The organism is Planktotalea frisia, from assembly GCF_001890925.1.
GTDB lineage: Bacteria > Pseudomonadota > Alphaproteobacteria > Rhodobacterales > Rhodobacteraceae > Planktotalea > Planktotalea frisia.
This window is the reverse complement of the sequence record NZ_MLCB01000214.1, coordinates 12,245-30,893: the sequence shown is the minus strand read 5'-3', so window position 1 is coordinate 30,893 and position 18,649 is coordinate 12,245. Positions and strand designations below refer to the sequence as shown.

Annotated in this window: 14 protein-coding genes; 4 read left to right on the top strand and 10 right to left on the bottom strand. The window is 54.9% G+C overall.

The window, feature by feature from the left end; all coding sequences use genetic code 11:
• Window positions 1-9 precede the first annotated feature (9 nt).
• Window positions 10-711: a TspO-related membrane protein gene (locus PFRI_RS19655; RefSeq protein WP_072632402.1), complete on the top strand. Its 702-nt coding sequence runs from the start codon at window positions 10-12 to the stop codon at window positions 709-711.
• Here the strand turns inward: PFRI_RS19655 and der are convergent.
• The 3 genes from der to PFRI_RS19640 all read right to left on the bottom strand — a co-directional run bounded on the left by der (window position 708) and on the right by PFRI_RS19640 (window position 4,350).
• Window positions 708-2,180, bottom strand: coding sequence for a ribosome biogenesis GTPase Der (gene der, locus PFRI_RS19650; RefSeq protein WP_072632401.1), 1,473 nt, complete (start codon window positions 2,178-2,180; stop codon window positions 708-710). The two genes, PFRI_RS19655 and der, sit on opposite strands and share 4 nt — an antisense overlap.
• Before the next feature lie 97 nt (window positions 2,181-2,277).
• Entirely contained in the window at window positions 2,278-3,600 is a 1,323-nt protein-coding gene (locus PFRI_RS19645; RefSeq protein WP_245812494.1) for a PQQ-like beta-propeller repeat protein, read from the bottom strand.
• Between the two features lie 75 nt (window positions 3,601-3,675).
• Window positions 3,676-4,350 (bottom strand): tetratricopeptide repeat protein, encoded by a 675-nt coding sequence (locus PFRI_RS19640; protein ID WP_072632399.1) that lies wholly within the window; start codon window positions 4,348-4,350, stop codon window positions 3,676-3,678.
• A gap of 273 nt (window positions 4,351-4,623) precedes the next feature.
• Here PFRI_RS19640 and PFRI_RS19635 point away from each other — a divergent pair, with 273 nt between their 5' ends.
• Together PFRI_RS19635 and PFRI_RS19630 are read left to right on the top strand one after the other, a co-directional pair.
• Window positions 4,624-5,856 (top strand): efflux RND transporter periplasmic adaptor subunit, encoded by a 1,233-nt coding sequence (locus PFRI_RS19635; protein ID WP_072632398.1) that lies wholly within the window; start codon window positions 4,624-4,626, stop codon window positions 5,854-5,856.
• Window positions 5,853-9,452, top strand: coding sequence for an efflux RND transporter permease subunit (locus PFRI_RS19630; protein ID WP_072632397.1), 3,600 nt, complete (start codon window positions 5,853-5,855; stop codon window positions 9,450-9,452). Before PFRI_RS19635 ends, PFRI_RS19630 begins: the two co-directional genes overlap by 4 nt.
• Window positions 9,453-9,490: 38 nt before the next feature.
• Here the strand turns inward: PFRI_RS19630 and PFRI_RS19625 are convergent, their stop codons facing one another.
• The 3 genes from PFRI_RS19625 to PFRI_RS19615 all read right to left on the bottom strand — a co-directional run bounded on the left by PFRI_RS19625 (window position 9,491) and on the right by PFRI_RS19615 (window position 13,237).
• Entirely contained in the window at window positions 9,491-10,036 is a 546-nt protein-coding gene (locus PFRI_RS19625) for a methyltransferase family protein (RefSeq protein WP_072632396.1), read from the bottom strand.
• Window positions 10,033-11,847 carry an ABCB family ABC transporter ATP-binding protein/permease gene (locus PFRI_RS19620; RefSeq protein ID WP_072632395.1) on the bottom strand — a complete coding sequence of 605 codons (1,815 nt, stop codon included), beginning with the start codon at window positions 11,845-11,847 and terminating at the stop codon, window positions 10,033-10,035. The genes PFRI_RS19625 and PFRI_RS19620 overlap by 4 nt, the downstream gene beginning before the upstream one ends.
• 64 nt (window positions 11,848-11,911) lie before the next feature.
• Window positions 11,912-13,237 carry a LysM peptidoglycan-binding domain-containing protein gene (locus PFRI_RS19615; RefSeq protein ID WP_072632428.1) on the bottom strand — a complete coding sequence of 442 codons (1,326 nt, stop codon included), beginning with the start codon at window positions 13,235-13,237 and terminating at the stop codon, window positions 11,912-11,914.
• A 99-nt stretch (window positions 13,238-13,336) separates the two neighbouring features.
• Here PFRI_RS19615 and PFRI_RS19610 point away from each other — a divergent pair, with 99 nt between their 5' ends.
• Complete coding sequence (locus PFRI_RS19610; protein ID WP_072632394.1) at window positions 13,337-13,876, top strand: LOG family protein; 540 nt, start codon at window positions 13,337-13,339, stop codon at window positions 13,874-13,876.
• Window positions 13,877-13,988: 112 nt separating this feature from the next.
• Here PFRI_RS19610 and PFRI_RS19605 read toward each other — a convergent pair whose 3' ends face one another.
• The 4 genes from PFRI_RS19605 to PFRI_RS19590 form a co-directional block, all read right to left on the bottom strand.
• On the bottom strand, window positions 13,989-14,588 hold the full coding sequence (locus tag PFRI_RS19605) for a superoxide dismutase (protein WP_072632393.1): 600 nt from the start codon (window positions 14,586-14,588) through the stop codon (window positions 13,989-13,991).
• A 111-nt stretch (window positions 14,589-14,699) separates the two neighbouring features.
• Complete coding sequence (locus tag PFRI_RS19600; protein ID WP_072632392.1) at window positions 14,700-15,266, bottom strand: sarcosine oxidase subunit gamma; 567 nt, start codon at window positions 15,264-15,266, stop codon at window positions 14,700-14,702.
• Window positions 15,259-18,276 (bottom strand): sarcosine oxidase subunit alpha family protein, encoded by a 3,018-nt coding sequence (locus PFRI_RS19595; protein ID WP_072632391.1) that lies wholly within the window; start codon window positions 18,274-18,276, stop codon window positions 15,259-15,261. Before PFRI_RS19595 ends, PFRI_RS19600 begins: the two co-directional genes overlap by 8 nt.
• Window positions 18,273-18,602: a sarcosine oxidase subunit delta gene (locus tag PFRI_RS19590; RefSeq protein ID WP_072632390.1), complete on the bottom strand. Its 330-nt coding sequence runs from the start codon at window positions 18,600-18,602 to the stop codon at window positions 18,273-18,275. The genes PFRI_RS19595 and PFRI_RS19590 overlap by 4 nt, the downstream gene beginning before the upstream one ends.
• Window positions 18,603-18,649 lie beyond the last annotated feature (47 nt).

Sequence of the window (18,649 nt, the reverse complement as noted above, 5' to 3'; positions counted from 1 at the left end):
TATCTGTTCATGATGAAAATAACAGCCGCCGCCATTGCCGTTTTGAGTGTCGCCTTTGCGGTCTCGCCTGCGCTCACCGCTCCGTTTTCGGGGTTCACACCAGATCAACTACCGATTCCGCAGGTGGATCCGCCAATCCAACCTGAGGGATATGCGTTTGCGATTTGGGGCGTGATCTATCTTTGGTTGATCATTTCCGCACTATTCGGCCTTTGGAAGCGCGCCGATGACGCTAATTGGCATGAAGCGCGCAAACCTCTTTTTGTCAGCCTCCTCATCGGGGTCCCTTGGATCGCCATCGCAAACGCGAGCGCCATTTGGGCGACCGTTACCATTATCCTCATGGCAATTTGTGCGATTTTGGCACTCATCCGCGCCCCCAAGACGGATCGCTGGCTCTTTCAGGCACCCGTGGGGATCTATGCAGGCTGGCTCACGGCAGCGAGTTGGGTGTCGATTGGCACAACGTCAGCCGGATATGGGATTGTTATCGGGTCATTCGGCTGGGCCTTTGCTGGCATCTTGGGCGCGCTCATTGCAGCGCTGTTTGTATTCCGAATCAGACCAGCGCCAGAATATCTACTCACCGTCGTTTGGGCGTTGGTTGGAATCATTGTCGCCAATAACACGAGCATCATGTCCATCAGCGCATTTGCGGCACTCGGGATAGCAATACTAGTGCAGGCAATACTCAGACGGCAGCGCGCTTAGCGCTGACGTTCTGTGTTTGATTTCATGTGCTTGCGCAGTTTAGACGGCCCAGCCTTCTTACGTCCTTTGAACGGATTAGAGTCGTTCTGCGAGCGCATATATAGCCGGATCGGAGTGCCGGGCATGTTAAAGTCCGCGCGTAAACCATTCACCAGATAGCGCGAATAACTCTCGCTCATTTTGTCAGGCAGTGAACACATCACAACGAAACCCGGTGGGCGCGTTTTGGCCTGCGTCATGTAGCGCAGCTTGATGCGTTTGCCTGCTGGCGCGGGCGGCGGGTGCGCTTCAACCATTCCCGCCAGCCAGCGGTTCAGTGCAGCCGTAGGCACACGCGTGTTCCATGTCTCGTAAGCGCGCATAATGGCGTCATGCAAACGATCCAAGCCACGGCCTGTTTTCGCGGAGACTGTCACCAATGGCGCGCCGCGCAGCTGTGGTAAGAGACGCTCAAAACTCTCGCGTAGCGCACGCAGCTTGTCCTGCTTGTCGTCTTCAATGTCCCACTTGTTCACCGCAACGATCACAGCGCGGCCTTCGCGCTCGGCCAGATCGGCAATGCGCAAATCCTGTTGCTCGAAAGGGATTGCAGCATCCAGTAAAACCACAACCACTTCAGCAAATTTAACAGCGCGCAAACCATCAGACACAGAGAGCTTTTCAAGCTTGTCCTGCACCTTGGCCTTTTTGCGCATGCCTGCGGTGTCGAAAATGCGGATATGCGTGCCAAGCCACTCCGTACGCAGTGAAATCGCATCGCGCGTGATTCCGGCTTCGGGGCCTGTTAGCAAACGATCTTCACCCAAAATCATATTAATGAGTGTGGATTTACCCGCGTTCGGGCGACCCACTACTGCGATTTGCATTGGCTTTTTCGCCGTCGGCATCACAAAGGGCGCGTCTTCGTCCCACTCATCATCTTCGTCCAAACTGACATCAACATCAGGCGCTAGCTCTTGGGCGCGTTCAGCAAAGCCATCGGCGATTGGCATAAGTTGCGAATAGAGATCATTCAGACCTTCGCCATGCTCTGCGGAGAGGCGGATAGGTTCACCAAGACCAAGCGAATAAGCCTCGATCACACCAGCATCCGCCGCGGACCCTTCGCCCTTGTTCGCAGCCAGAACAACATGTGCCGAACGTTTACGCAGAATTTCTGCAAAGACCTGATCCGCTGGGGTCACCCCTGCCCGCGCATCAATCATAAACAGGCAAATATCTGCCATATCGACAGCGCGTTCTGTCAATCGACGCATACGGCCCTGAAGGCTTTCGTCCGTCGCTTCTTCCAAACCCGCAGTATCAATCACGGTAAAGCGTAAATCCGCAAGACGCGCTTCGCCTTCGCGCAAATCGCGTGTGACACCCGGTTGGTCGTCCACAAGTGCGAGACGTTTGCCAACAAGGCGATTGAACAGCGTGGATTTGCCCACATTCGGGCGGCCCACAATGGCGAGTGTAAAGCTCATGAAAAGCTCCAAAGGAAGGTTCAGAGCGCCGCTCTAACCTAGAACGGTGCCTTATAAAAGGGGGCTCGTGAGATGCGTGATGTCAAACATCGCCAGATTAACGCAGTGCGTGCAGCACGCCTTTGGCTGAAACAACATACAAAGTGTTGCCTGCAACCACAGGATTCGTCGTCACGCCACCTGGCACAGCAACCGAGCTCAGCAGTTCACCAGACACAGGGTCATAGCTGCGCACCACGCCATCGTTAGAGCCGACGATCACACGGCCACCTGCAACAACAGGGCCATAGTGCGCAACAATCTCAACACTGCGACGGCGTACTTCTTTGGTGAAGAACGGCAGGCGCGTGCCCCAAATCCGCTCACCCGAACCCGCATCAAGACGCACCAGTTCGTTGCGATCCGTGACCGCAAAGACTGAGCCGCCCGCAGGCCAGACAGGACCAAGTGCGCCGTCTTTGGCGGTCCACAAACGCGCGCCGCTGTCTCTATTCAGCGCAACAATACGACCTGAATAGCTGCCCGCGTAGATCGTATTTCCATCAATCACCGGATCGCCCGTGATATCGCTGACAGTCGTTGCAGCAATACCGCGTCTGCTTCCTGCGACGGTCGCGTCCCAACGTCGTGTGCCGCCTTGGCGGAATGCCGCTTGAAGCTCACCGGTTCCATAAGCGAATACCACAAGGTCCTCACCAACCGCAGGTGCAGGACCACCAGAAACGCGTGCAATGCCGTCAGACCCTTCAAGTTGCCACTCAACACGACCCGAGTCCGCGTTGACGGCCCAGGCGACGTTGTCACCGCCAACCACATAAACCAGCCCGCGCGAGACCGCGGGAGTTCCAGTTGTCGCAGCTAGTAAATCTTGTTCCCAGAGGGTGGCACCGCTTGACGGATCAAGCGCGCGCAACATGCCGAAACCGGAGGTGACGATCAATTTCCCATCACCATACGCAAGTCCACCGCCGCCGGCATCGCTTTCGCGATCACGCTCTGGCGTTAAGTTAACTGACCAAAGCGGCGCTCCGCTCAAAGACACTGCTGTGACGGTGCTTTTCGAATCCATCACAAAAATGCGCCCGTCCGCGATCACGGGATCGGCTGTGATACGGTGGCGGCGACTGTCGCCTGCACCGATTGGCGTGGACCATTGAATGCCTGTCAACTGGCTCGCAAGTGCCGGATGTGGCGTGCGGGTGGCAGGCGTTCCGATACGCTGTTGCCAGTTCGCATTTGCACTTTGGCTTGGTAGCGAAATCCGTTGTGCGACATTCTCTGTCAGCACTCGTTGCTCCGACGTTTCACCGAAGGGCGCACGCAGATCTTCGCGTTTGCCAGGAAGAATAGTGTCATTCTCACCGCAGCCTGCCAGTACAGCAGCCGTCAGCCCTGCCATGATTAGTTTTGCATGTGTCACTGCTCAAAGCCCCCTTTGATAGTGCGACCCGTCTGATGCGGGCTTTTTATGATCGGCGACAAAGCCGCCGAATGCTCAATTTTGTCCGCTCAGAACCTCTGGCTCTGCGCCTAGTGCGATAATGAGTTGAGTTGCGCGTTGACGCAAGCCCGCTGTGACTTCGGCATCAACAACGATGCCTTGAAGCTTTTCAAGCGCAGCTTCGGTGTCTGCGGTTTCAATGTCGATCAGCGCAAGCTGCTCGGTTGCCAACAGCCGCAAGGACGTGCCCGGTGCGCTTAACGCTTCGAGGCGAATTCGGCGATCTTCAACGCTGAGCGATCCGTCGCTCTGGCTTGCCGCTTTGAACGACGCGATCTGGCGGTAAATCTCAGGCAAGCTGCCATCGACTGCGATCTTCTCAAGAGCGGCTTGCGAACCGGCTGCATAATCTGCAGCACCTTGCTCTGCGGCTTGCATCAATGAAACAACGGCTTTTGCGCCTTGGGTTATGTCCTGCCCACGCACCGCTTCAAGGGCTGCGACACGCGCGTCTGGCTCGTCTGCCTCAAGTGCAGCAAGGATTGCATCCCCGGCGGTTTGTGCTTTCGCGCGCGCTTGGGCTTTGCTGTATTCGTTGTAAGCCGCACCACCCACAAGCGCGAGAATTGCCAAAACTGCAATCCAACCATACTTGCGCATATAGCCATAAAGACGGTCACGACGGACCTCTTCGCTGACTTCTTCAATAAAACTATCGGTGTCGCTCATGCGCCTGCCCCCAACTTTTTGCCTCTCATATCGCGATGTCACAGCCCTGCCAAGGGGCCGTCACACCCTTGCCATGTCATGCGCGCACTTTGGCGCAGTGACCCTCGACGCCGAGCTACATATAATATGTTGCGAATGCGCCGCGAAAAAAACTAATCTGAACTCGCGAGTTTAGCGTATAGCCTATAAGACATTGCACTTTGCAAGAACAAGCCTATGTCGGACGCAGATGCCGACGTTGTTTAAAAAGATCGATTTGAGGATAGCCTGCAGATGAAACTCATTCCCTTGATCACCGCAATTTTGGTGACCGGATTTCTTTATTTTCTGGTCTTCGAGCGCGAAGAACTGCTTGCATTTGCTCAAACAGGTACGCCTGAAGCGGCAAAAGAGACGGACGCGACGCCCGAAGCGACGGATGAGGAAAACACATCAGCAATCCGCGTTTTCGCGGTAAAATCGCAAGCTCGCATGGTCGATAGCGCAGTTATTTTGCGCGGTCAGACTGAAGCTGCCCGTTCTGTTGAGGTGCGCGCGCAAACGTCTGGGCAGGTAATTTCCGAGCCGTTGCGAAAAGGAAATTATGTCAACGCAGGCCAGTTGCTCTGCCAGATCGACTTTGGCACCCGCGAAGCATCCCTCGCCGAAGCAAATGCGCGCCTTGCAGAGGCCCGCGCCCGCGTCCCTGAAACACAAGCGCGTTTGGATGAGGCACTCGCCCGTCTTGATGAGGCAAAAATCAATAACAATGCAGCCACAAAACTCAGCGCAGGCGGCTTTGCATCTGAAACGCGCGTTGCTTCGGCACAAGCCTCTGTGCGTGCGGCGGAAGCTGCCGTTGCCTCTGCGACAAGCGGATTAGAGAGCACAGGTGCAGGCATTCAAAGCGCAGAAGCGGCGATCGCCAGCGTTCAGAAAGATATTGATCGTTTGCAGATCACGGCGCCTTTCGAGGGGCTGTTGGAAACAGACACGGCAGAACTCGGCAGTCTTTTGCAGCCCGGAACGCTCTGCGCGACGGTCCTTCAGCTTGATCCAATGAAACTAGTAGGCTTTGTGCCGGAGACGGACATAGACCGCGCCGAAATTGGTGCTCTGGCGGGCGCACGGCTCGCAGGTGGGAAAGAAGTTCAAGGGCGCGTGACGTTCCTGTCCCGCTCAGCTGATCAAACAACGCGCACTTTCCGCGTTGAAATTCAGGTGCCGAACACTGACCTGAAAATCCGCGATGGCCAAACTGCCGAAATTATTGTCGCCGCAGATGGCGCGAGCGCGCATTTGCTGCCGCAATCTGCTTTGACGCTCAATGATGACGGTGACCTTGGCGTGCGCTTTGTGGATGACAACAGCCTTGCTCAATTCGCCAAACTCACCTTGTTACGCGACACATCCGAGGGGGTATGGGTTTCAGGCCTACCTGAAACAGTCAACGTGATCACTGTGGGACAAGAGTATGTCGTTGACGGCGTGCCAGTACTGCCAACCTATGAGGAGCCAAAGCAATGACAGGTATCGTTGACTGGGCAGCCGAACGCGCCCGCATGGTTATCGCCTTTATCGCCCTTACGCTCCTTGCGGGGGGCTTTGCATATTGGGGGCTGCCCAAAGAGGGCGAGCCTGACATCGAAATTCCAGCGCTCTTCGTTTCAGTCCCCTTCCCTGGCATTTCTGCCGCTGACAGTGAAACCTTGCTGGTCAAACCGATGGAGACCGAGCTTGCTGATCTCGACGGTTTAAAATCGCTCTCGGGCACCGCAGCCGAGGGCTACGCGGGTATCGCGATGGAGTTCGAGTTCGGGTGGGACAAGACCAAGGTCATGGCGGACGTGCGCGACGCAATGAATGCCGCGCAAGGTAAATTCCCGCAGGGAGCCGAGACCTATTCTATCAACGAGATCAACTTTTCCGAGTTCCCAATCATCATTGTGAACCTCACAGGAAACGTCCCTGAACGCACTATGGCGAAGACCGCCAAAGACTTGCAAGAACGCATCGAAGCACTTGATGCTGTGCTAGAAGCAGGGATTGCAGGCAATCGCGATGAAATGCTAGAAGTGATCATCGATCCGCTTCGCCTTGAGGCCTATAACGTCACCGCAGGCGAGTTGATCAGCGTTGTTCAAAATAACAACCAACTGATCGCAGCGGGCGAGATTGAATCAGAGCAAGGTTCTTTCGCCGTCAAGATCCCCTCCTCTTTCAATGATCAACGCGATGTTTACGGCCTACCTGTGAAGGTCAACGGCGACCGCGTTGTGACGCTGGGCGATCTTGCAGACATTTCTCTGACCTTTGAGGACCGTGTTGGAACAGCTCGTTTCAACGGTCAAACATCCGTGGCTTTGCAAGTTGTGAAGCGTAAGGGTTTCAACCTGATTGATACGGCTGAGCTGGTAAAAACCACTGTCGAAGAAGCGCGCGCAGAGTGGCCCGAAGCGCTGCAAGCCTCTATCGATGTCGGTACATCTAATGACCAATCGCGCACCGTTGGCTCGATGGTTAGTCAGCTCGAAGGGTCTGTTCTGACCGCTATCGCACTTGTTATGATCGTTGTTCTAGCAGCTCTTGGCACGCGCCCTGCTTTGCTTGTTGGCTTCGCGATTCCAACGTCTTTCCTTTTGTGTTTCGTATTCCTCGCGATCATGGAGGTCACCATTTCCAACATCGTGATGTTTGGCCTGATCCTCGCAGTTGGCATGCTCGTTGATGGTGCAATCGTCGTGGTCGAATACGCCGATAAACGTATCGCCGACGGGACTGGCCCAATGGATGCCTACGTGGAAGCAGCCAAGCGCATGTTCTGGCCTATCGTGTCATCCACTGCGACGACGCTTTGTGCGTTCTTGCCGATGCTGTTCTGGCCCGGTGTTCCCGGTCAATTCATGGGCATGTTGCCTGTGACGTTAATCTTCGTTCTTTCCGCATCGCTTGTTGTTGCGCTCGTTTACCTTCCCGTCATGGGCGGTGTCACTGGTCGCCTCAGCCGCGTGTTCGGAAAAACCTCTGACGCGCTGCGTGCAAACACACCTTGGATCGTGCGCGCGCTTTTGGTTCCGCCTGCGCTCTACACGGTGTTCCTTGGCGCGATGCAGGTCTTGAACCCTGGTTATCTGTTCGGTGGCACGCCCATTGCCGAAGGTTTCGTTGGCGCGCTTCCGGGCGTTGCGCTTTTCCTCTTTGGTGCCTTCGCCGCCTCCGTTACTCTGGGTGCTGCCAAGATCGAACGTCAGCGCACCAAGATCAGAGCAGGTCATCGCCGCACGCTATTTGGTCTGCTGATCAAAGGCATCACCGGTAATCCGATTATGCCTCTTGTGAGCATTGCTGCTGTCGGCTTCTTCGTGATGAGCACATTCAGCTACTTTGGTGAGAACAACAATGGCGTTGAATTCTTTGTGGAAAGCGAGCCTGAGCAAGCGATCGTTTACGTTCTTGCACGCGGCAACCTTTCGCTTTCTGAAAAAGATGCTCTTGTCGCAAGAGCGGAAAAAGTTGTTTTGCAGCATCCCGGTGTTCAAAGCGCATTCGCTTTCGCGGGTGAAGGCGGTCTGAATACTGATGCCTCAGGTGCTGCGACGCCTAAAGAAACCATCGGACAAATTCAGCTTGAAACTATCCCTTGGGAAGATCGCCGTGATCGCCCGGAACTTGATGGTGACTTGGTGATTGCAGAGCTTACCGAGGAATTGCAGAAAATTCCGGGGATCGAGATTGAGATTCTTGCGCAAGCGCGTGGTCCTGCCTCTGGCAAGCCTGTGCATTTGCGCCTGAAAGCTGACAATTGGGATGACCTTTTGAACGCGACGGCGCTCGCACGTGCGCAGTTCAATCAGACCGAAGGTCTCAAGCTGATCGAAGACACGCGTCCCCTACCCGGCATCGACTGGCAGATCGACGTGGATGTGCAAAAGGCTGGTCGCTACGGCGCGGATGTGGCCACTGTTGGCGGCATGGTTCAACTTGTGACGCGTGGTTTGCTGCTTGATACCATGCGTGTGGACAGCTCGGATGAAGAGATCGAGATCCGTGTACGCCTGCCCGAAAAAGATCGCGTTCTTAGCACCCTTGATACGCTCAAAGTGCGCACGCGTGATGGTCTTATCCCACTCAGCAACTTTACAACACGCAAGCCCGTTCAGAAACTGGCAGAGATCAACCGCATTGATCAAAAGCGGTACTTCGACGTGAAAGCAGCTGTGGAAAGTGACCTCACGAAAGAAGTCATCGGCGAAGATGGTGAAACATCTGAAGTTCCAATCAACGCGAACGAGCGTATTGGCATCCTGACAGAATGGCTTGAAACCAACCCGTTCCCCGCAGGTGTGGATTGGGAATGGACAGGCGATCAAGAGGATGAGGCAGAGAGCCAGCAGTTCCTCTCAACCGCTTTTGCAGGTGCGTTGGGTCTAATGTTCATTATCTTGCTGGCTCAGTTCAACAGCTTTTATAACTCCGTTCTCGTTCTGCTTGCTGTGATCCTGTCTACGACGGGTGTTCTGATTGGTATGCTGGTTATGGATCAAGCCTTCTCTGTCATTATGACGGGTACGGGCATCGTCGCGCTTGCAGGGATCGTGGTGAACAACAACATTGTTCTGATCGACACCTATCAAGAATACTCGCGCTACATGCCGCGTCTTGAAGCGATTGTGCGCACTGCAGAAGCACGTATCCGCCCGGTTCTGTTGACAACCATCACGACAATGGCAGGTCTGGCGCCAATGATGTTCGGCCTTAGCCTCGACTTTATTGGCGGTGGTTTTTCAGTGGATAGCCCGACGGCGCTGTGGTGGAAGCAACTTGCAACTGCTGTGGTCTTTGGCCTTGGTATCGCGACGGTTCTCACACTGGTGTTCACGCCTTCGATGCTCGCACTGCGCGTATGGGCGACAACATACATACAGTGGATCGCTCGCTTGCTTGCAAAGCTCTCTATGGGTCGCTCCAGTGCTGCGGCACGTGATTGGGCACTTCAACGCGAAGCACGCCGCGTGAAGTCGCCTATGATCCTGTGGGATGAAGATGAGGACCCAGAGGACGACTATGCGCCAGAAGCGGCACCAAGCATGATTATGGTCTCGCCGCTCAAGGCTGCGGAGTAAGACAAAATTGTAGGGCGCGTGGCTTTGTGCGCCCTACTCTAAATCCAAAGAAAACGCGGCGTCTTTTCTTTGTAAGCAAGATACTCATCGCCAAACCGCGCCTCTAGCCACGGCTCTTCGAGAAAGGGCGCAAGGATATAGAGCACAGCCCATAGCAACAGTGGCAAAACGATCGCGGCATAGGGCAACAAAACTGCCCAACCGAGCATTCCAAACATTGTCGCGACATAAACAGGGTTGCGCGAATACGCGTAAACGGACGTGGTCACCAGTCCTTCAGCAGAGCCAAACGCCTGTTTCCAACCCAATTTACCAGTGAAAAGCAAAGCGCAGCCAAAGCCGAGGATGAGTAAACCACATCCTACAAATGGCAGTGCAAACCCAATTTCCCGCCCCAAGATCGCGCTTGCGGCGACTAAGGGATATACACCCACGCGGAACAGCGCGCGAAAGCTTTGGTGTTGCCAACTCGCTGTTTCTTCAGGTGGCCAATACGAGCCAAGACCCAAACGTGGACCAATCAGCGAAAGCCCTAAAATAGTTAGGAACCCAAGCGACGAAAGCGCGCTCAGGCCCCAAATCATGCCGCCTCTTCGGATTGCTGACGATGCCACAGGCCTGCATAGCGCCCTGACATTTCCAACAGTTCCGCATGGCTGCCCTGCTCTGCAATCTGCCCATCTGCAAGCACAACAATGCGGTCCGCATCCGCAATCGTAGAGAGACGGTGCGCAATCGTGATCACTGTGCGCCCTTCAGCAGCTTTGGCCAAAGCATCCTGTATTTCATGCTCTGTCCCGCTATCAAGCGCTGATGTCGCTTCGTCCAGCAACAAGATCGGCGGGTTCTTCAAGAGCGTGCGCGCAATGCCCACACGCTGCTTTTCACCACCAGAAAGCTTCAAGCCACGTTCGCCCACAGTCGTCTCATAGCCATCGGGCAGCGCCATGATAAAATCATGGATCTGCGCGGCACGCGCGGCATCTTCAATCTCGCTATGGCTCGCGCCATCTTTGCCATACGCAATATTGTAGCGGATCGTGTCGTTGAACAGCACTGTGTCTTGGGGCACCACGCCAATAGCATCATGCAAGCTGGTCTGCGTGATATCGCGCACATCTTGGCCGTCGATCTGCAGGCTCCCGCCTGTGACATCGTAAAAGCGGAACAACAAGCGGCCAATCGTGGATTTACCAGACCCCGATGGCCCGACAATCGCGATATTCTGACCCGCCGGCACATCCAGATCGACACCCTTCAAAATCGGGCGCGTGGTATCGTAGCCAAAATGCACGTCTTTCAGCGACACATGTCCACCAGTAATGTTCAGATCCTTTGCGCCGTCTTTGTTCGATACTTCTGGCGGTTGCTCAAGCAGATCAAACATCTCGCCCATATCCACCAAAGCCTGACGGATTTCGCGATAAACCGTCCCAAGGAAGTTCAACGGCATGGTGATCTGTATCATGTACGCGTTGACCATCACGAAATCACCGACACTCATGGAGCCGTTCTGAACCCCCATCGCCGCCAAAACCATGACGACAACCAAGCCCGTTGTAATCAAGAATGACTGACCAAAGTTCAAAAACGCCAAAGAGTACGACGTCTTCAATGCCGCTTCTTGATAAAGCGCCATTGCGCTGTCATAGCGCCGCGCTTCTCGGGCCTCAGCGCCGAAATATTTCACCGTCTCAAAATTCAAAAGGCTGTCGATCGCCTTTTGATTGGCGTCAGTGTCTTGGTCGTTCATCTGCTTGCGCAGCTTCACACGCCACTCGGTCACAGCAAATGTGAACCAGACATAAAAGGCAATCGTGACAAAAACCGCAGCAAGATACCAAACATCAAACAAGTAGAACAAAATACCCGCGATCATCAGCAGCTCAAGCACCAATGGTCCGATCGAGAACAGCAAAAAGCGCAGCAAAAAGTCGACGCCTTTGACACCGCGCTCGATGATACGGCTCAGACCACCGGTCTTGCGACCAATGTGATACCGCATCGACAATCTGTGAATGTGTTCAAAGGTTTGCAACGCAAGTGCGCGCAACGCGCCCTGTCCGACCTTCGCAAAAACCGCATCACGCAATTGCTGGAACCCGTTCGACATAAGGCGCGCGACGCCGTAAGCGACTGTCAATCCAACAGCGCCCACTGCCAGATCAGGCGCACCGGCATCTGACAAAGCATCGACTGCACGCGCGTATATTAGAGGCGTTCCAACCGCGACAATCTTGGCAATCAAAAGCATCGCCAAAGCGATCACAACGCGTTGTTTAACCCAGAGTTTGTCATCGGGCCAAAGATAGGGCGCAACTCGGCGAATAACCCGCCAGCCTGAAACCCGTTGCTCTTTAGAAAGAGCGGCATCTGTGGGGGTCAATCGTCTCATATCGCGGCGTCCTCAAGTATGGACCTTACAAATAAGCGCGCTGACGCGGAATGACCAGTGAAGGTCAGTCCGGAACTGTGAAAACTTGTCCTGGGTAAATCAGATCAGGGTCCTTAATCGTGTCCGAATTCGCCTCGACAACCCGCGCATAAAGCGTTCCGCTGCCATAACGCTCTTGTGCGATAGCCCAAAGCGTGGCTCCGGGCTGCACGGTCACCGCTTGGATCAGCTTTTCGGGGGCCGTTGCAGCGGCCAAAACCTCGGGCTCTTCGCGTTTAAACGGCGTCTCGACGCGCGCGACCACGTCGCCCGCTTTGTTCAACTCATCCACTCGCAGCGTATAAATACCTGTGTCGACAGCAGGCAAACCCGCTTGCCAATCGCCACTTGCCTCGATTTGTGACGTCGCAACAGGACGGTTGTCCAAATAGACCCGCACGAACTCACCGCCGCCAGTTCCTGTCAAAGCAACATCACCAGCATCATCATATGAGATTGACCCGAGCAAAGCTGTCATCGCATCGGGCTTTGGCGCGTTAGGAGCCTGCAACACGCGCACGCCCTCATCCGTTGCCAAAAGCACGACGGGTCGCTTTGGTTCAGGTTTTGATCCAAGATTAGTTTGCGCAACGATCACAGGTTCTGGCTTCGCTTCCTGCTCCTGAACAGGTTCTGCCTGTGCGGGCTGCTCAATCGCGTCAATCTTTTCGGGAACTTCGGTGATAACGATGGGCGCAAGCACGGCTTTGGGAACATCATTGCTTTCAACCTTAGCAATCACTTCCTCCATAGGCTCCGCTTCAACCTCGACCTTTGGCACACTCGTAACCTCAACAGTTTCAACGGTCTTCACTTCAACGGCCTCGACCTCAACCGCTTCAACGTCCTCAACTTTAGCAACAACGTCAGCAACCACCTGCGGCACTTGCTCCACTACAATTGGCGCGATTATCACTTGCTCGCGCGGTGCCTCGTCAGAGCCATCATCCAACGTCAAAACCTGCGCGTCTTCACTTCCGGGCAACGACACGAAACTCGCAAATTTACCAGATCCGTCCGCTTTAACTTGAGCGACGACATCTTCGTTCAAACGAATGGAAACTGTGCTGCCCGCCTCGGCACTGCCCGCAATCATCGCCGCACCGTCGGTTTCGACCCGCACAACATCAAACTTTGGCGTCTTGGGAACCGCAGCGACGTTGGCCACCTTCGGTGCAACCAATTCCGGTTCAGGCGCAACCACTGCAACTTCAACCTGATCTTCGCTAGCAATCGGCTCGGGCGTAAACGCCCCACTCACATATCCAGCGACAGCAAACGCGCCGACCAAAACAGTCCCCGCCCCGACAGTGATACCCGTTCCCGATGTCAGGAAAGCAAGCTTACTCATTGTAACCCATCTCCGATATGCCCGCTTTTGCAGCAGGATTTGCGCGTGTATAGCAAACATGACATGAGCGGTCAAAACACTGAAAATAAGGATCACGTGATGCATCAACGTTCAATTTGTGTCTTTTGTGGCGCATCCGATGGAAATAGCCCTGCCTATGGCGCGGCGGCTGAGCGACTTGGCACACTGATTGCGGAACACAAAATGCGCCTTGTTTATGGTGCTGGTGATGTGGGGCTTATGGGTCGCGTTGCCCGCGCGGCACAAGCAAACGACGCCAATACCTTTGGCGTAATCCCACAACATCTGGTGAATTGGGAAGTCGGTAAAACCGATCTTACCTCATATATCGTCACCGAAAACATGCATGAGCGTAAGAAAGTCATGTTCATGAATTCAGACGCCATCGCTTTGCTTCCCGGTGGTGCAGGCTCGCTCGATGAATTCTTTGAAGTGCTCACATGGGCGCAACTCGGGCTGCACAGCAAGCCAATCGTGCTGATCAATACCAACGATTACTGGGATCCGCTCCTTGCCCTTCTCGATCATGTAATCGCACAAGGCTTTGCCAAAAACTCCGTCAAAGACTTCTTCAAAATCGCTGCAATGCCCGAGGAGGCAATCAAACTGTTGCTCTGATTTGCCGCCTTCATCTTTCCAAATAAACTTCCCGCGGAGCGTCCCATGCGCACAAAAAACGCCGCCCGAATGTTTCGAGCGGCGTTTTTCAGTTCACAAAAGAATACCGGTCTCACATACGTGAGGCAACGTTCTCCCAGTTGACCAGGTTGTCCATAAAGTTGGACAGATACGCAGGACGCTTGTTGCGGAAATCGATGTAGTAGGAATGCTCCCAAACATCACACCCAAGCAACGCTGTCTGGCCAAAGCAAAGCGGGTTAACGCCGTTTTCTGTTTTTGTCACAGCCAAACCACCGTCAGCGTTCTTCACCAACCATGCCCAGCCAGAACCGAACTGACCCGCGCCAGCCGCAGCAAACTGCTCTTTGAACGCGTCAACAGAGCCAAAGCTCTCCTTGATCGCTGCTTCCAACTCGGATGGCATCGAGGATTGTCCAGGCCCCATCATCTCCCAGAACTGGTTGTGGTTCCAAAGCTGGCTGATGTTGTTGAAGATGCCATTCTGCGCAACTGAGGACGCATCATACGTGCCAGTGATGATCTCTTCGAGGGATTTACCCTCCCATTCCGTGCCCGCAATCAGCTTGTTGCCGTTGTCGACATAGGCTTTGTGGTGCAGATCATGGTGATACTCCAGCGTCTCTTTGGACATGCCAAGATCCGTCAAAGCGTCATGTGCGTATGGGAGTTTTGGAAGTTCGAATGCCATTTTAAGGGGCCTTTCAATTTGAATGTCTCTGGGATCAGATAGAGAGCGCGCAGCCCGTAAGGTCAAGGGCTGGTTCGCGTGTTTCGTCGATATACAGCAAAGCAGTACTGATTAGAAGACGTCCACCTCGGACCCTGTCTGCGCCGCCACGCTGAGCAAATCGAACATGTATTCGCCAACAGAGCGGAAACACACGACGCGGAACGCGTCCTCGTCGCTCATCCAGAAGGCCGCGGGCACCTGAGCCATGCGCGAGCGCCGAAACATCCCCATCTCGAACGCATCCGGCGCGAAATCGACAGGTGCAAGTTTCGCCATCACGTCACGTGCGTATGGCCCAGACACTTCAAACACAGCACGCGCATCAGACACATTCGCCGCCAAGAAATGCGTGCCGTTCAACGCCGAATTCAACGTCTCAACTGTGCCAAGTGCGTCGCTGTGCGGCACCATCAGCAACAGCTCATCAAGGCTCATCCAAGCCGCGCCAGCGTCACCTTTTAATGCAATCTTGCGCTGCTCTGGCATCGCGCCGGCAACCGCTTTCACTGCTTTGATCAGCTTTTTATCACTCAGATCACCGCGCAACGTGATCATTCCACGCAGGCCCAACTCACGAACCTCAGCGATCCCATCGCTAAAGGCAGCACCCTGCAACGCGCTCACAGCATTAGACATTTTGCTTCGCCCCCTCTGGGTCATATATCACAGGATCGACAATCTTTGCCTTGATGATTGTGCCATCAGTTTTTGGAAACTCAATCACCTCACCCATGCGGTCAGGTCCATTCTTCACCAAACCCATCGCAATCCCGCGCTCTAGGTTCGCAGAATAGTAGGTCGAGGTCACGCGCCCAAACATGTTGCGTTGACCGTTGGCGTTCACGCCCTCTTCCACCGCATAAGCGCCATCAGGCAACACCGACTTATCCACAGTCTCCAGCCCGACCAGCTTCCAACGATCCGTGTCCGCCATATGGCTACGCTGATGCGCGCGTTTGCCAAGGTAGTCTTCTTTCTTCTTGGACAAAGCCCAGTGCAAGTTCAGGTCCTGCGGGATAACCGTCCCGTCAGTCTCGTCCCCGATCATGATGAAGCCTTTTTCAGCGCGCAGAATATGCAGCGTTTCCGTGCCATAAGGCATCGCGCCGAACTCTTCCCCTGCTTCAATCAACGCTTCCCAGAACGCCAATCCTTGGCTCGCGGGGACCGCAATCTCATAGCTCAACTCACCCGAGAAAGAGATACGGAAGACACGCGCATCAAAGCCGCCAATCGTGCCGTCAGCCCATTCCATGAATGCCAATGCCTCTTTCGAGACATCCATGCCACCAAGCTTTTCCAAGACCTTGCGCGCGTTTGGACCAACGACCGCGATCTGCGCAAACTGCTCTGTAACATTGGCAACGTAAACGTTCCAATCCCACCATTCTGTTTGCAACCACTCCTCCATGTGACCATGGATCGTGTCGGCCCCACCGGTCGTCGTGTGGCACAGGAATGTTTCCTCATCGAGCCGCGCAACAACGCCGTCATCAATCAAGAAACCGTTCTCTGAACACATCAACCCATAGCGGCATTTGCCCACCTTCAACGTGCTCATCATATTGGTGTAGAGCATGTCGAGAAACTTACCCGCGTCCGGTCCTTTGACAATCAGCTTACCCAGCGTTGATGCATCCAGCAGACCCAAGTTCTCGCGCGTGTTCTTCACTTCGCGGTTCACTGCATCATGGACACTTTCACCAGGCTGCAAATAAGCGAACGGTCGACGCCATGCACCAACGGGCTCCCAGTCGGACCCATGTGTATCGCTCCACTCATAGAGCGGTGTTTTGCGCAAAGGCTGGAACACCTTTCCACGTGCTTCGCCGCCAATCGCACCCATAGAAATTGGTGTATATGGGGGGCGGAAAGTGGTTGTTCCAGTCTGCGGAATAGGTTGACCCAATGCATCAGAAAGGACCGCCAGACCATTGATGTTACTCAATTTACCTTGATCCGTTGCCATTCCCAAAGTCGTGTAGCGCTTGGCATGCTCGACGCTCTCGAAACCTTCTTGCGCAGCCAGTTGCACATCCGAGACCTTTACGTCGTTCTGATAATCAAGCCATGTCTTAGAACGCAACTTTATTCCGGCACCTTGCGGCATTAACCAGACCGGCTCGACTGGGTTTTCAGACGTTGGCGCGCCCTCTGGAATAGTTGCTTTTGCAGCATTCCCGCCAGCCGCACGACCAGCTGCAAGACCTGCGCCGTGCGCGTCACCAATCAACTCAGCAAGCTGCAAATGACCGTTCGCAGACCCCGCGACAGAAACGAAACCCTCGCCAGTGGCACCCATTGGCGGACGCTCTGCATCAGGGCGGAAATGGCTTTGCTGTTCGTCCCAAATCAGCTTGCCACCGCAATGGGACCACAGGTGCACAACAGGCGACCAACCGCCCGACATTGCAACCGCATCACATGCGATTTCTTCCAGTTCAGCGCCTTCACCAGCTTGTACGCAAAGCGACACGCCTGTGACGCGCTTGGTGCCTTTGACCTTTGCGATGGCCTTGCCGTTTTCGACACGTATCCCAAGCGCTTTCGCGTCTTCGGCCAAAGCACCACCGCCGCCTGCGCGCGCATCAATGATGCATGGGACGTCAAGGCCGAGCCCTTTGAGCGTGATCGCAGTACGATAAGCATCATCATTGTTGGTCACAACAACCGTGCGATCCCCGATGGAGACACCGAAGTTCACCGCATAATCACGCACAGCCCCTGCGAGCATCACGCCAGGCACATCATTTCCTGCAAAACTCAAAGGCCGCTCAATTGCGCCTGTCGCCGTGACGATCTGAGCCGCGCGAATGCGCCAAAGGCGATGACGTGGGCCAATCTCGGCAGGCTGATGATCGCGCAAACGCTCGTATCCGAGCACATAGCCATGATCATAAACGCCCGCGCCCATCATCCGTGTGCGCATTGTGACATTGTCCATCGCGCTCAGCTCAGCGACAAGGTTATCCACATAGTTACCCACAGGCAGGCCATCGACCTCACCGCCATCCACAGGCGCGCGTCCGCCCCAATGGGCAGTCTGCTCAACCAGCAAAACCTTCACACCCGTGAGCGCCGCCGCATAGGCCGCTTGCAAGCCCGCGACACCGCCGCCAACCACCATCACATCGGTGAAATGATAGAAATGCTCGTAGGTGTCGGGATCACGATCCTGCGCGCGCGGCGCTTTGCCGAGACCTGCGGATTGGCGAATAAACGGCTCATAGACATGCTTCCACAAAGGACGCGGATGGATGAACATTTTGTAATAAAAGCCAGCAGGCAAAAAGCGGCTCAGATGCTTGTTAATCGCGCCGATATCGAACTCAAGGCTGGGCCAATGGTTCTGCGACGTGATCTTCAGACCGTCAAACAGCTCTGTCACCGTCGCGCGTTGGTTCGGCTCGAAATCATCCGTGCCGCCCATGTTGAACAGCGCGTTCGGCTCTTCACCACCTGAGGCCACAATCCCACGCGGACGGTGGTATTTAAACGACCGCCCCACCATCATCTGATCATTGGCGAGCAAGGCAGAGGCAAGCGTGTCTCCCTCGACACCCTTCAGTTTTTTTCCATTGAAATCAAACGAGAGCTGCGCGCCGCCGTCCGTGAAACGACCGCCAGTCTTTAAACGTGTGCTCATGAGAAGTTCCTCCAAGACCAGCCGGGCCGTTTGGCGCTGATCGCATCCTTGATCTCTTGGGGTGGCTCATAGGTCTGCGCGGGATATGTGCCAAACACCTCGAGGGTCATCGTGCAGCGCGCCGCGTGAAACCACTTGCCGCAACCATTGTTATGACGCCAGCGTTCCAGATGAACGCCACGCGGGTTTTCCCGCATGAACAGATACTCTTCGAATTGATCATCCGTAGAGCCAACCGAGTGCCGCTTGAGATGCGCCTCGCCTCCCGCATGGAATTCCGTTTCTTCGCCTGTAACGCCGCAGCATGGACATTCTAGGATCAGCATGGGCAGGCCTCCAGCTTGATTTTCTTCGGGTTCACGCGCAAGATGGT